Below are 13,154 nucleotides of genomic sequence, written 5' to 3'. Positions count from 1 at the left end.
TTTATTGTTTCCTGCTATTGTTCCAATTCTTCAGTCACCTGACCATAAATCAGCAGGGTAAACACGCCTGTACCACCAATAATATTGCCAATGGTGGTTGGGATCAGGAAATTAAACAGATATTCACCAAGAGAAGCTTCTCCTTGCCAGACCAGATAGGACATTTCGGTAGAGCCAACGACCACATGGGTAAAGTCGCCTAGTCCTATTAGATAAGTCATGAAAAAGATGACTAGGAATTTATTGCTGACGGAAGGTAGCATCCAGACCAATGCAGCAATTAAAAGTCCAGACATAACCCCTTTAAGCAGATTTTGGATGGCGGAAAAAGACGCAACATGATGTGCGAGCTCATCTAGGGCTTTGTCAATGTTTGGAGTAAACAGGTCGGTGGTCAGGAAGAATAAACTCGCCAAAGCTGTTCCAATGATATTGCATAGAAACACGATTCCCCATAGACGGCCTACAGCTCGTAATTTGTCTAAGGTAAAGGGCTTAAATAACGGCACAACTGTAGTAATGGTATTTTCGGTAAAGAGCTGCATGTGTCCTAAAATAGCGATCAGGAACCCAATGGTATAACCGAAATTGGTAATTAAATCGGTCCAGATGGCATCAGTAGGGATATAAGAAGCAATAATCGCTTTAAATACAAATGAAAAACTGATGACTAGACCTGCTGCAATGCCTGAAAAGATGAGCGCGGCTGTCGGGCGATCTAACTCTTCGGCACCATCACGGCGAATAATTTCATACACTAAACGGGGCGACAGTTTCTCGTGTTCTTCAACTGCCATTTTTTCACGCCAGCTTAGGGTTTGATCGACTTTCTCTTCTTCTAGTTCATGGTCCATCAGGTTTACTCCTCACTGAATAAATATTTTATATTTATCGTTTTTTATTTATTGTTAAGGCAGTGTTCAGGATAAATCTAGAAGATTCCTACCAGCTTTATGTGTTTTTTTATAAATTGAACACTCTGGGGGTAAGCGAACTAGAACAATAATGCATGAAAAAAGAATCGATCAGACCTGAGAGAAAAGTTAAGTATAAGAAAAGATAGTAAACTCAAACAGCCTGCTATAAAAAGTGTAACGTTGAAGTTAAGCGCTTGTAGTCATGAAAATGGCAACAATAATTAAAACAAGGTATATGCTCTCAAGGTACGTATGAGTTTCATATAGTCGCCTTGGGAAGCTTCAGAAATGACAGTTTCGACTTCAGCTTGGCTCCATCCCTGCTTTAAGGCAGAGTGGCTAAAATTAGATAGAATCACTAATGGATTTTCACCAAAATGGATTGGATGATTCATTAATCTCTTTTCAGGCTTGAATAGTTCCATAGACTCATCCTATTTAAAAATTTAATTATTGTGATGCAATTTATATTTTTTTTGATTTTAGTGCCTTGTTTTGAGATTATGCAAGTCATAATTTAATTAAATATACAAATCTGTCTACTTTTCCTAAATTCTTGGGTGCTGAAAATAAAAAAACCGAGCTGAAATGCTCGGTTTTTTATAAAGTTGAGCTGATTAGATGTCAGATAAATCTACGCCTAAACGAGCAGCAACTTCTTCATAAGCTTCAACAACACCGCCTAAGCCTTGACGGAAACGGTCTTTGTCGAGTTTTTTCTTAGTGTCTTTGTCCCATAAACGGCAACCGTCTGGAGAGAATTCGTCACCAAGTACGATACGATCATGGAAAACACCAAATTCAAGTTTGAAGTCCACCAAAATCATGTTGCCTTCAGCAAATAATGCTTTTAATACATCATTTACTTTATAAGTTAACACTTTCATTTGTTCTAACTGTTCAGCAGTTGCCCAACCTAAAGCAATCGCTTGAGATTCGTTAACCATTGGATCGCCTAGGCCATCATCTTTGTAGAACAATTCAAATGTAGGAGGAGTTAACTCTTTACCTTCTTCTACACCTAAACGACGGCATAGAGAACCTGCTGCATAGTTACGGATTACACATTCAACAGGAATCATTTGAAGTTTTTTAACAAGAACTTCAGTTGGAGAAAGCAATTTTTCAAAATGCGTTTCGATACCCGCTTCAGCAAGTTTTTCCATGATGAAGGCGTTAAAACGGTTGTTCACCTTGCCTTTACGATCTAGTTGTTCGATTTTTTCGCCATTGAACGCAGAGGCATCATCACGAAAGACTAAAATCAGATGGTCGGCATTGTCTGTTTCATATACAGATTTTGCTTTACCAGTATAGAGCAAGGTTTGTTTTAACATGAGGGAACCTTTTTAAAAAAAATGCCTAGTAAACGACTAGGCTGGCCAATTTTGGTAAATCTGGTTTAACACTTCTGCGGCAACATCAGGGCTGGCAAAAGTGTTATCTGGATTAAATAGAGCAAGGCTATGACTAGAGCCAACACCAGTGAGCTTAAGCACATATGTGTTGTCATTTACTTTAATCGTCGCTTGATTGTTACCTTGAGCGATGACGTTGTAATTTAACGTGCTTAACGTAGCTTTGGTGTATTGCCAAATCTCGGCAGTACTTCCATCAATTTTTAACAGTGGGTTTTTATTACCATCTGTCACAAGTTGAGGGCGACCAAGCGCACTACCTGTTTGAGCAGATGCATCTGCTGTCGTATCAGTTTGAAGTGGTTCAGGACGTGGCAATGCAAAACGATTGCCACGCTTGTTTTCAAACTTCGGTGCGTGATCGATAGCAAGCTGGTCTACTGTTGGTGCAGGATACAAAGGTGTCGCTGGTCGTACAGTTGCATCGGCAGGGTACTCAAGTGGGGCGAGTTGCTTTGCATTTTTATAATCTAAAGAGTGATTATTGAGTGCGAAGCGACCACAGCCAGCTAAACTTAAGGCTGAAACTGCAAGGACTAAACCAAGACGTAATTGCATCATAAATTGCTCTTATTAAATAATTCCCGCATCTTTTAGGGCATTGCGGAGAGGTTCGCGATATTGCTCAGCGAGAGGAGTGAGTGGTAAACGAATACCAGTATCAATCAGTCCCATCTCATGTAGTGCCCATTTCACAGGAATTGGGTTTGATTCGCAAAATAGAATATTGTGTAAATTTGCAATCTTATTGTTAAGCGTCTTTGCTTGTTGCTCATCTTTTGCAATTGCAACCGCACATACTTCGCTCATTGCTTTAGGTGCAATGTTTGCAGTAACCGAGATATTACCGTCTGCGCCAAGAAGCATAAGTTCCCATGCAGTTTCATCATCACCTGAGTACACAGCCATCTTGCCGTTTAAAGCATCGATTAAAGCTTTACCGCGCGGTACGTCACCTGTTGCATCTTTAATGCCGACAATATTTGGAATTTCCGCTAAACGAACAGCTGTATCGTTTGACAAATCTACACCTGTACGACCAGGTACGTTGTAAAGAATAAGCGGTAATTCAACAGCTTCAGCAATCGCTTTATAGTGTTGGTAAAGGCCTTCTTGAGTCGGCTTATTATAGTATGGGGTTACAAGTAAAGCTGCATCTGCGCCAAGGTCTTTGGCAGCTTTAGTTAATTCGATTGCTTCACGGGTTGAGTTTGCACCAGTACCGGCAATAATTGGAATACGTTTGTTGGCTACACGAATAATTTCTTTAATAACCTGTGTGTGCTCTTCCATGCTCAATGTTGAGGCTTCGCCGGTTGTACCGACGGCTACAATACTGTTTGTACCTTGTTCTATGTGCCACTCAACCAGCTTCTCAAGACTCTTCCAATCTACACCGCCATCTTTCAACATGGGAGTGACGATTGCGACGATTGAGCCTTGAATGGTCTGTGCTTGCTGAGTCATTTTAAAAAATATCCTATTTATCCATCCGAATCTGAGGTAAGAAAAACAAAATGTGGGATGGTTGCAGTATTTTGATTGTCCAGTTCTAACAATAACAGATTGTTGAATGACAATTATGCAAATTATGACTGATCAGACGCATAAGAACAATATGCTTGACTGATAAACCCTATGTAAACTTGAGCAAAACATAGAATGCCAATTTGATCATTTTAAGTAAAAGACAGTAAAAATGAGAATATGGTGCAATTCTTCCAACCTCTACTTAACACGGTCTTTTTTATGGCAAGATAAAATGCATATTTTTCCCGAATGGGACTTAAGATGGCATGAAAATGAATAAACAACCACAAAATTCGGCTTTAGTCGTAGTTGACGTGCAAAATGGTTTTACCCCTGGTGGAAACCTAGCAGTTGCCGACGCCGATACGATTATTCCAACCATTAACCAATTGGCAGGTTGTTTTGAAAATGTAGTCCTCACTCAAGACTGGCATCCGGATAATCACATTTCTTTTGCAGCCAACCATCCGGGCAAGCAGCCATTTGAAACGATTGAACTGGATTATGGATCACAGGTGCTTTGGCCTAAGCATTGTATACAAGGCACTCATGATGCCGAATTTCATCCGGATTTAAATATCCCGACAGCTCAACTGATTATCCGAAAAGGTTTTCATGCTCATATTGATAGTTACTCGGCTTTTATGGAAGCCGACCACTCAACAATGACAGGTTTAACGGGTTACTTAAAAGAACGTGGTATTGATACGGTCTATGTGGTCGGAATTGCCACAGACTTTTGTGTCGCATGGACTGCTTTAGATGCGGTTAAGCAAGGCTTTAAAACTTTAGTGGTTGAAGATGCGTGCAAAGGTATTGATCTTAATGGTTCATTAGAACAAGCGTGGCAAACTATGCAGCAACAAGGGGTTATCCGTATTCAATCGACTGATCTGTTGAATGAATGCTAGAGATACTGATTTTGATGCTTGGACTTTAATTGCGATTTGGTATGGATGAACAGTATGTCTGCATTACTCCGTTTTACTCAGTTTGTTCAAAAGACGTTTGCCCTATGGGTAATTATTTTTGCAGCTCTGGCGCTATGGCAGCCTGAATTTTTTGTTTGGCTGAAAGCTTATATTCCATGGATTTTGGGCATTATTATGCTTGGCATGGGAATGACCATGACCGTTGATGATTTTAAAGGGGTACTACAAAGCCCTAAAGCCGTGTTAATTGGGGTTGTTGCGCAGTTTGTCGTGATGCCGGGCTTGGCATTTATTTTATGTAAATTATTTAATTTGCCTACTGAAATTGCGGTCGGCGTTATTTTGGTAGGTTGTTGCCCAGGAGGAACAGCTTCAAATGTCATTACCTATATGGCCAAAGGCAATGTGGCTTTATCGGTCGCCTGTACCTCGGTATCAACACTCTTGGCTCCTGTGTTAACACCTGCAATTTTCTATCTACTCGCCAGCCAATGGCTAAAGATTGACGCGGCTTCGATGTTTATTTCGATTTTGCAGGTCGTACTACTTCCGATTGTGATTGGGCTGATTTTGCGAACTTGGCTTAAACGTCAGGTTGAATCCTATATTCAAGTCATGCCATTAGTTTCAGTGATTGCAATTGTCGCGATTGTGGCAGCCATTATTGGTGACAGTAAAGCAGCTATTTTACAGTCGGGTTTGCTCATTTTGGCGGTAGTGATATTGCATAATGGGCTTGGATATTTATTAGGTTTTGCCGCAGCGCGTTTCTTTAAATTGCCTTATGCGGACAGTAAAGCAATTGCGGTAGAAGTAGGAATGCAAAACTCAGGCTTAGGCGTGGCGCTTGCAGCAGTGCATTTTGCGGCTTCCCCGATTACTGCCGTACCAAGTGCTATTTTCAGCCTTTGGCATAATATTTCTGGTCCTGCACTTGCGACTTATTGGGCAAGTAAACACAAAAAAGAATAACTATATAAACGATATACATTAGAAAAGAAGGCCAAACGGATAGTTTGGTCTTTTTATTTAAAGCACTTTTTATTTGAGCTGAATTTAAAACTGGTATGTCTTTTGCTTCGAATTGATGCACTAAAAATAACGTGAATATCAACATAAATCGCAAAGAAAAAATAAGGCATTTTTTTGATGAACCAGATTTTTAAATTATTTATTCCCATGCTCTCTAGCAATTTGATTCTAATTTTAAGTGGATTGATTGATATTGCTTATGTAGGGCATTTTAGTAATGACCATGTTGCCGCCTTATCGGTGACCTTATCTTTATATACAGTGGTTTATGTCATTGGAATGGGGATACTGCAAGGTGTGATGCTTAAGCTCTCGGAAGCTTATGGTTGCCATGACATACCACGTATTCGTCAAATTTTTATTCAAGGCGTTTGGCTGATGTTAGGTTCGGCATTGGTGAGTATTGCCTTGCTTTACTTGTTCCGTGATTTACCAAAATTATTTGGTGCATCTGAACATGTCGTTTCAATTACTAAAAACTGTATTTGGGCTTTGGTATTTATTTTACCTGCCCATTTATTGATGCGCTTATTTACAGCTTTGTCTCAGGTCACTGAAAATGCGTATAAGGTTTTATTATCAGATAGTCTTTTCTTCATTCTTAAAATTATTTTGTCTTATCTTCTGATTTATGGTGTCGCTTTATTTTCAATTCCGCCACTCGGGGCGATAGGGGCGTTGTTAGCCACTATCATTGTACGGTGGTTTATGTTGACCGTTTATTACCTGTTTTTTCTAGAGAAAAAGTACATCTTTATTGAACATCCAGAACGGTCAGTTGAAGATAGCTGGCAAAGTCTGCGTATGATTTTAAAAATAGGGATACCCACAGCGATCATGGCATTGATGGACGTTATTGCATTTTGTTCAGTTGCTATTCTGATTTTGCCTTTCGGGAGTGTGGTATCTGCAGCCCATCAAATTGTCGCGAGCACTGGCGGTTTCATGTTTATTTTTCCTTCATCAATTGCCTCGGCTTATAGCATTTTGGTGTCAAGAACTATGGGCAGCGGCAACATGAAAGAAGCAGACAAAATTGCCAGACAAAGTATATGGGTCATTATGGCAGTGAGTGGCAGTTTATCCTTGTGTTTATGGTTGGAGAGGGGCTTAATTGTCACGTTCTATTCAGATGATTTGGCTGTACAGATTTTAGCTGCATCACTGCTCTTGATTGTCTGCATGTCTCATTTTCTCGATGGCTTAATGACGTTACTAACCTCTTTGTTGCGTTGTTGGGATGTGTCGATTTTACCCATGCTGATTTTTTTAGTCGTGGTGCTATGTTTCGGATTGGGCGGTGGTTGGTGGATGGCTTATAAAGGGCTGCACTGGGGGAGTCACTCTATATCTGCAATGGGAATTTATGGTTTCTGGAGTATGGCAGCCATAAGCTATTTAGTAGCTTGTCTAATGAGTGCTTTCTGTTTTCGTTTTAGAAAGCAATTAAGAGGTTTTTGATTGGGTAGATCAACAAAGAGGACGTGCTGCTAACCATTCTTCAATCTCATTTTCAGAAATCACTTCAAAACCATGGCGCTGTAACAGTGCCGTGGTAATCCCAACACCCGTGATCTTCTCGCCTTGAAAAGTACCGTTATAAATTCTTTGACTACCGCAAGACGGACTATTTTCTTTTAAAACTACACAAGTTGCTTGTATTTGCCGTGCAATGTCTAAAGTACGGTAGGCGCCTTTTAAATATAGCTCAGTCACATCTAAACCAGATGAATCCAGGATTTTTGCCTTGCCATCAAGCACATCTTGACCTGTTCCTCCCACAATTTCTGCAGGTAACCTTGGAGTAGTAAAACCACCTAATAACTCCGGACAAAGTGCATGCGCTTTTTTATTTAAAAATAACTGCTTAAGTGTAGTGTGTAAGCAAGAGCGGCCATCGTAGCGTACAGGCTCTCCAATTAAACAGGCACTGATTAAAAGCATGATTTTTCCGCCCTTAGAACTTTAAAAGCCATGTGAGTGTACCCAATGATTTAAAAATATGAAATCTAAAACAAGCACAAGCAAACAGAGTAATTTGATTAATAAATTACACAATTCATAATTAAATTATGTATTGCATAATTTAATTGTTTTTAGTAGCATCTGTTTTAAGGTAAATGGCCATTGGAGGTCCAACAAGGATGTTGGCCTCCATAAATCTAGGAATAACTTTAGGAAAAGACGATTTTTAAAGGTTTATTGAAAAATCTCAATCGTACTTTTAGATAAGAAAGGACAGTGTGTATGGAAAACAAACACCATATAGAAGGGAAATTAATCATCGGCTTTGCGCTCACTCAATCTTCGTTTTAGTTATTGGTTTTTTTCTCATAGGATGCGTTGGGCTAAGGCATTTTGACGGTTCAAACATACTCCCAGCAAATGCGTATTCTATAGAGAAAGGAGCTGACCAGATCAGCATGAGAAGTAAACGGATCAGGTAATTACCAGAGGGAAACTAGATGGATATTTTAGAGAACCCATTAGAATTATGCGGTTTTGCATTTATTGAGTTTGTTTCAAAAGAAAATGAATTAGATCCAATTTTTGAAACAATCGGCTTTTCAAAAGTAGCCAAGCATAAATCGAAAAAAGCGTACTTATGGCGTCAAGGAAATATCAATATTATCCTGAATTATCAGCCAGAATCTTATGCTTCATTCTTTTTTAATGAGCATGGTCCATCTGCTTGTGCGATGGGATTCAAAACTCGTGATGCAGCAAAAGCTTTTAAAAAGGCGGTTGAGCTTGGTGCAGAACCAATGTACTCAAAAGTTGGGCCAATGGAGCTTAACATTCCGGCAATTAAAGGTATTGGTGGTATGCCAATCTTCTTGGTTGACCGCGATATTTATGAAAATGACTTTGTTTTCTTTGATGATGCGCAGCGTAACCCTGAAGGTGCGGGCTTAAAAGAAATCGATCACTTAACGCATAACGTCTACAAAGGACGTATGGAATATTGGGCAAACTTCTACGAGAAGATTTTCAACTTCCAGGAAATTCGTTATTTCGATATTAAAGGTGAATATACAGGTTTAACCTCTAAAGCATTAACTGCACCAGATGGCATGATCCGTATTCCTTTAAATGAAGACTCAGACAAGGGTAACGGTCAAATTGCAGAATTCTTAGCTGATTTTAATGGCGAAGGTATTCAGCATATCGCGTTTATTTGTGATGACTTAATTTCGACTTGGGATAAGTTAAAAGGCTTGGGTCTTAAGTTTATGACACCACCGCCAAATACGTATTATGAAATGCTTGAAGAGCGTTTACCTGAACATGGTGAACCAACTGAAGAGTTAAAACAACGTGGTATTTTATTAGACGGCAGTACTAAAGATGGCCAGAAGAAGCTTTTATTACAAATCTTCTCTGAAAATATGATTGGGCCAGTCTTCTTCGAATTTATTCAACGTAAAGATGACGACGGTTTCGGTGAAGGTAACTTCAAGGCATTGTTTGAATCGATTGAACGTGACCAGATTCGCCGTGGTGTGCTCGAAGCAAAATAAGTTTTGCTTTGTCTCTAATCTAAAAAAACCAAGAGCAAGGCTCTTGGTTTTTTTATGGCTATTGATTAGCGGCTTTTAATATATTGATTAATTGAATTAATCTCATTTTTAAGCGTTTCAATAATTTTACTTTGTGGATCGACGGGTAAAAACATTTCACTATCAAGCGCCACAATACAAAACTCAATCCCTTGGTTTGAGTTAAATACTGGCAGGCCTACTGCGTTAATACCGGTAAGTAAATCACCTTTCGCCGCAGACATTTGTTGTTGGCGGATCGTCTCTTTAAGTTCTAAAAATTCTTCCCAGTTATGTGGCGCAATGTTTAGCCCAAGTTCCTGATGTTTTTGCCACTCAGTTTCTAATAAAGGACGAACAAAATGCTCAGGAAGGTAAGAAGCAAATAAACGCCCAGCAGCAGAATTGACTAAAGGCATAATTGAGCCGACTTTGGTCACAATCGAAATTGGGTGGTTAGATTCAATCGATTGAACCACGACAGGGCCTTTGGGTGACCACTTACTAATTTGAATACCACAGCCAATTTTGCTTTGTAAGTCGTAAATTAAATGTTGTACTAACTGTAAAGTATCGCTGTGCTGAATGCAGTTTAAGCCTAAACGCCATGCTTGATCACCTAAGGCATATTGGCCATCCTCAAGCTGTTTGGCGTAATCCATGCGAATTAGGCTCACCAAGTAGCGGTGTACTTTGGCAGGATGCATCTCAAGCTTACTAGATAAGTCTTTGAGAATAATGGGTTGATTGTGCTCTAAAAGGGCATTTAGTACGGATAAGCCAACTTCAAGTGATTGAACCCCCCCAGATATTTTTTCTTCAATCATTTAAATACCCTTAATCGATTTACTTCAACAGTTAAACAGTTTTGTTCAGAACATAAATTGGCATTGATGCGTTTTACATCATGCCTGAGCCTATAGAAAAATAGAAATCACCTTTTTCTATTAGCGAAATTCACATGTTTAATAATCCACAATTTTTACAAACATCTTCATCTTACATTTATAGCGTAAATTGATAGAGGTTTAGTAGATTTAAACAATATAAATCGGCATTGATATAGAACAGTTCATTCAACTATTCCCATCAATGCCGACTTTTAAAACGATTGCTTTGAAAGAATTACGCGCCTAATTCTTCTTCATGCAAGAAATGAGTATGGTGTGGAGCGCGTTTGGTTTTGCTCCATTCCTCTAACATTTCAGTTTTCATTTCTTCAGTAATTTTTGCAATTTTTTCTTCAGCATGTGCATCGTTATAAGTCAGTTCTAAACGATGCCCATTTGGGTCAAAGAAATAAATTGAGTGGAAGATACCGTGGTTGGTAATCCCTAACACTTTAACACCGTTGTCTTCCAAATGTTTTTTGGCAGCTAAAAGGGCATTTAAATCTTCAACTTCAAAGGCAATATGTTGCACCCATTGAGGCGTATTTTCATCACGGCCCATTTCTGGTTGGGTTGGCAATTCAAAAAATGCTAAAACATTGCCTTGGCCTGCATCTAGGAATAAATGCATATACGGGTCAAAAGCTTTCGTTGAAGGTACATGGTCTTCTGCAAAAGCTAAGATAAAGTCCATGTTGAGCATTTTTTTATACCACTCAACAGTTTCCTTCGCATCCTTACAGCGATATGCAACGTGATGTATTTTTTTAATGGCAAATGTCATGTTGAAACTCCTTTTTACTATTCCCAATCTGGTTGTTGTTCTGGTGCCGCGTTATAGAAGGCTGGGATAGACAAACAATGTTGATAAATTGATTCAATTTTTGGAAACGCCGACAAATCAATCTTGAAGCGTTTCGCGTTGTAAACCTGTGGAATTAGGCAGCAGTCGGCAATGGTTGCGTGTTGTCCAAAGCAAAATTGCCCATTTGAATCTTGAAGTTGCTGTTCGAGTGTTTGAAAGCCTTCAAGAATCCAGTGCTGATACCAGTAATTTTTTTGTTCGTCCGAAACATTTAAATCATTTTTTAAATATTTCAGCACGCGTAAGTTATTTAACGGGTGAATATCACAGGCAATCGCCTGTGCAAAAGCACGGATTTTGGCTCTTTCTTTCACATCATTTGGAAGTAATTTGGTTTCAGGATATTGTTCATCCAGATATTCCAAAATACTTAATGACTGTGACAGGGTTAAATCGCCGTCCACTAAAGTTGGTACTAAGGCACTGCGATTTAACTTTAAATAGTCTTCGCTTTGCTGCTCATTTTTAACCAAATGAACGGGTACAGTTTCATAAGCGAGATTTTTAAGGTTGAGACCAATCCGTACTCTGTAAGCTGCAGAGCTACGAAAGTAACTATACAGCTTCATAATTAGGCTCCGAAGTTTCTGCAAAATCAAAAGTTAATGCAGGAAGTACAGTATTTCGGACTTCACCAAAACCAATACGGATACCATTTTTCTCACAGTGGCCTTTCATGATGAGTGTGTCGCCGTCTTGCAAGAAACCACGAGTTTCACCATTCGCAAGTGTTAGAGGCTTGGTGGTGTTCCAAGTCAACTCAAGCAAGCTACCATACGAATCTGGTGTAGAACCTGAAATGGTACCTGAACCCATTAAATCACCAACCTGAACGTTACAGCCTCCAATGGTGTGGTGAGTTAGCTGCTGAGCCATAGACCAATACATATATTTAAAATTAGTACGGCAGATCACATCAGGTTGTGTTGATTTCGGGCTTTGAATTTCAACACTCAAATTAATGTCGTAACTATTCGCGATATTTTCTTGTAGATACGCTAAAGGTTTAGGCTCTTGTTTTGGGCCTTCCACTTTAAATGGCTCAAGTGCTTCAAGCGTGACTACCCAAGGTGAGATGGCACTAGCAAAAGATTTTGAATTGAAAGGACCTAGAGGTACATATTCCCATTGTTGGATATCGCGCGCTGACCAGTCATTGAGTAATACCATTCCAAAAATATGGTCCCAAGCATTTTCAATTGAGATTGGCTGGCCAAGCTCCGTTGGTTTACCAATAACAAATGCTGTTTCAAGTTCAAAATCGAGTTTACGCGTAGCTGAGAAAACTGGACGCTCTTCATTTGGAAGTTTAATTTGTCCAGATGGACGCACGACTTGAGTGCCACTGACTACAACAGAGCTAGCACGGCCATTGTAACCAACAGGCAATTCAGTCCAGTTTGGAAGTAAGGCATTTTTAGGGTCGCGGAACATACAGCCTACATTGGTGGCATGTTCTTTAGAAGAATAGAAATCGGTATAACCAGATACTTGAAGTGGTAAATGCAAAGTAACACTGTCTTGCTTAACCAAAACTTCTTGGCGTAATGCTTCATTTTCTTGAAGCGTTAAATTATCAACTGAAAGAAGAGACTGTAGCGTTTTACGAACTTTAGACCAATTGGCTTTGCCCGATTCAATAAATTTATTCAGTGTAGGCTGGTTAAAGTAGGTGTCTTGATCTGAAAGTTTTAAAAGACCATGCTTTTCAAGGGCAGCGAGATCAATGACCCAATCACCGATAGCTACACCGACCTGACGCTCGCCTTCGGCTGTTCTACTAAAAATACCATAAGGCAAATTATGAATAGTGAAATCAGATTGAGGTGAAACTTCAATAAAAGAGTTTAGTTTTTGTTCCATTTTCGCTTCCTTGTCTTCATCTCGCGTCTTATACAAATAAAAGTTCGGTCTAGGGACTGAGCTACTCAATAAGTTTTAACCGTTATTTAGATCATCTTTTTACTTATGAGTTTGATAGAGACCGAGAACAACCAATTACTTCATGGTTCTTATAATACTGAATTCATC

14 protein-coding genes are annotated in these 13,154 nt (G+C 39.4%); 4 read left to right on the top strand and 10 right to left on the bottom strand.

The window, feature by feature from the left end:
* Positions 1 to 14 precede the first annotated feature (14 nt).
* The 5 genes from KNQ97_RS10335 to dapA all read right to left on the bottom strand — a co-directional run bounded on the left by KNQ97_RS10335 (position 15) and on the right by dapA (position 3,802).
* Complete coding sequence (locus KNQ97_RS10335; protein ID WP_000349488.1) at positions 15 to 854, bottom strand: formate/nitrite transporter family protein; 840 nt, start codon at positions 852 to 854, stop codon at positions 15 to 17.
* Positions 855 to 1,138: 284 nt separating this feature from the next.
* Positions 1,139 to 1,342: a hypothetical protein gene (locus KNQ97_RS10330; protein WP_000418560.1), complete on the bottom strand. Its 204-nt coding sequence runs from the start codon at positions 1,340 to 1,342 to the stop codon at positions 1,139 to 1,141.
* Between the two features lie 192 nt (positions 1,343 to 1,534).
* Positions 1,535 to 2,254: a phosphoribosylaminoimidazolesuccinocarboxamide synthase gene (purC, locus tag KNQ97_RS10325; RefSeq protein WP_000917863.1), complete on the bottom strand. Its 720-nt coding sequence runs from the start codon at positions 2,252 to 2,254 to the stop codon at positions 1,535 to 1,537.
* Between the two features lie 36 nt (positions 2,255 to 2,290).
* The gene (locus KNQ97_RS10320) at positions 2,291 to 2,893 is read right to left on the bottom strand and encodes a hypothetical protein (RefSeq protein ID WP_001177091.1); all 603 of its coding nucleotides are present in this window, start codon (positions 2,891 to 2,893) and stop codon (positions 2,291 to 2,293) included.
* Positions 2,894 to 2,908: 15 nt separating this feature from the next.
* Positions 2,909 to 3,802, bottom strand: coding sequence for a 4-hydroxy-tetrahydrodipicolinate synthase (gene dapA / locus KNQ97_RS10315; RefSeq protein ID WP_000193600.1), 894 nt, complete (start codon positions 3,800 to 3,802; stop codon positions 2,909 to 2,911).
* Between the two features lie 329 nt (positions 3,803 to 4,131).
* Here dapA and pncA point away from each other — a divergent pair, with 329 nt between their 5' ends.
* The 3 genes from pncA (at position 4,132) to KNQ97_RS10300 (ending at position 7,290) form a co-directional block, all read left to right on the top strand.
* Entirely contained in the window at positions 4,132 to 4,776 is a 645-nt protein-coding gene (pncA, locus tag KNQ97_RS10310) for a bifunctional nicotinamidase/pyrazinamidase (RefSeq protein ID WP_031993889.1), read from the top strand.
* 54 nt (positions 4,777 to 4,830) lie between these two features.
* Entirely contained in the window at positions 4,831 to 5,769 is a 939-nt protein-coding gene (locus tag KNQ97_RS10305; RefSeq protein ID WP_253612192.1) for a bile acid:sodium symporter family protein, read from the top strand.
* A gap of 177 nt (positions 5,770 to 5,946) precedes the next feature.
* The gene (locus KNQ97_RS10300) at positions 5,947 to 7,290 is read left to right on the top strand and encodes an MATE family efflux transporter (RefSeq protein WP_253612191.1); all 1,344 of its coding nucleotides are present in this window, start codon (positions 5,947 to 5,949) and stop codon (positions 7,288 to 7,290) included.
* A gap of 9 nt (positions 7,291 to 7,299) precedes the next feature.
* Here KNQ97_RS10300 and KNQ97_RS10295 read toward each other — a convergent pair whose 3' ends face one another.
* A complete protein-coding gene (locus tag KNQ97_RS10295; protein ID WP_151437829.1) occupies positions 7,300 to 7,773 on the bottom strand; it encodes a DUF523 domain-containing protein in 474 nt (157 codons plus the stop codon).
* A 521-nt stretch (positions 7,774 to 8,294) separates the two neighbouring features.
* Here KNQ97_RS10295 and hppD point away from each other — a divergent pair.
* Entirely contained in the window at positions 8,295 to 9,350 is a 1,056-nt protein-coding gene (gene hppD / locus KNQ97_RS10290; protein WP_000353163.1) for a 4-hydroxyphenylpyruvate dioxygenase, read from the top strand.
* Between the two features lie 65 nt (positions 9,351 to 9,415).
* On the opposite strand, the gene KNQ97_RS10285 is transcribed toward hppD, so the two are convergent.
* The 4 genes from KNQ97_RS10285 to fahA all read right to left on the bottom strand — a co-directional run bounded on the left by KNQ97_RS10285 (position 9,416) and on the right by fahA (position 12,986).
* A complete protein-coding gene (locus KNQ97_RS10285) occupies positions 9,416 to 10,195 on the bottom strand; it encodes an IclR family transcriptional regulator (RefSeq protein WP_000568800.1) in 780 nt (259 codons plus the stop codon).
* A 298-nt stretch (positions 10,196 to 10,493) separates the two neighbouring features.
* Positions 10,494 to 11,042, bottom strand: a complete 549-nt coding sequence (locus KNQ97_RS10280) for a VOC family protein (protein ID WP_000141645.1) — start codon at positions 11,040 to 11,042, stop codon at positions 10,494 to 10,496.
* Positions 11,043 to 11,059: 17 nt separating this feature from the next.
* Positions 11,060 to 11,692 carry a maleylacetoacetate isomerase gene (gene maiA / locus KNQ97_RS10275; RefSeq protein WP_004839964.1) on the bottom strand — a complete coding sequence of 211 codons (633 nt, stop codon included), beginning with the start codon at positions 11,690 to 11,692 and terminating at the stop codon, positions 11,060 to 11,062.
* Positions 11,679 to 12,986 (bottom strand): fumarylacetoacetase, encoded by a 1,308-nt coding sequence (gene fahA, locus KNQ97_RS10270; protein ID WP_000435859.1) that lies wholly within the window; start codon positions 12,984 to 12,986, stop codon positions 11,679 to 11,681. The genes maiA and fahA overlap by 14 nt, the downstream gene beginning before the upstream one ends.
* Between the last annotated feature and the right edge of the window lie 168 nt (positions 12,987 to 13,154).

The sequence above is a fragment of the Acinetobacter sp. UC24323 genome, assembly GCF_024151445.1.
GTDB lineage: Bacteria > Pseudomonadota > Gammaproteobacteria > Pseudomonadales > Moraxellaceae > Acinetobacter > Acinetobacter baumannii.
The sequence above is the reverse complement of the archived record's forward strand: the minus strand, read 5'-3'. Positions and strand labels throughout refer to the sequence as shown.

What these genes read in the sequence shown, in the direction of transcription:
- hppD (WP_000353163.1), top strand. Translation starts at nt 8,295, where the DNA reads ATGGATATTTTAGAGAACCCATTAGAATTATGCGGTTTTGCATTTATT.
- KNQ97_RS10280 (WP_000141645.1), bottom strand. Translation starts at nt 11,042, where the DNA reads ATGACATTTGCCATTAAAAAAATACATCACGTTGCATATCGCTGTAAG.
- purC (WP_000917863.1), bottom strand. Translation starts at nt 2,254, where the DNA reads ATGTTAAAACAAACCTTGCTCTATACTGGTAAAGCAAAATCTGTATAT.
- dapA (WP_000193600.1), bottom strand. Translation starts at nt 3,802, where the DNA reads ATGACTCAGCAAGCACAGACCATTCAAGGCTCAATCGTCGCAATCGTC.
- KNQ97_RS10320 (WP_001177091.1), bottom strand. Translation starts at nt 2,893, where the DNA reads ATGCAATTACGTCTTGGTTTAGTCCTTGCAGTTTCAGCCTTAAGTTTA.
- pncA (WP_031993889.1), top strand. Translation starts at nt 4,132, where the DNA reads ATGAAAATGAATAAACAACCACAAAATTCGGCTTTAGTCGTAGTTGAC.
- KNQ97_RS10330 (WP_000418560.1), bottom strand. Translation starts at nt 1,342, where the DNA reads ATGGAACTATTCAAGCCTGAAAAGAGATTAATGAATCATCCAATCCAT.
- KNQ97_RS10295 (WP_151437829.1), bottom strand. Translation starts at nt 7,773, where the DNA reads ATGCTTTTAATCAGTGCCTGTTTAATTGGAGAGCCTGTACGCTACGAT.
- KNQ97_RS10305 (WP_253612192.1), top strand. Translation starts at nt 4,831, where the DNA reads ATGTCTGCATTACTCCGTTTTACTCAGTTTGTTCAAAAGACGTTTGCC.
- fahA (WP_000435859.1), bottom strand. Translation starts at nt 12,986, where the DNA reads ATGGAACAAAAACTAAACTCTTTTATTGAAGTTTCACCTCAATCTGAT.
- KNQ97_RS10300 (WP_253612191.1), top strand. Translation starts at nt 5,947, where the DNA reads ATGAACCAGATTTTTAAATTATTTATTCCCATGCTCTCTAGCAATTTG.
- KNQ97_RS10335 (WP_000349488.1), bottom strand. Translation starts at nt 854, where the DNA reads ATGGACCATGAACTAGAAGAAGAGAAAGTCGATCAAACCCTAAGCTGG.
- maiA (WP_004839964.1), bottom strand. Translation starts at nt 11,692, where the DNA reads ATGAAGCTGTATAGTTACTTTCGTAGCTCTGCAGCTTACAGAGTACGG.
- KNQ97_RS10285 (WP_000568800.1), bottom strand. Translation starts at nt 10,195, where the DNA reads ATGATTGAAGAAAAAATATCTGGGGGGGTTCAATCACTTGAAGTTGGC.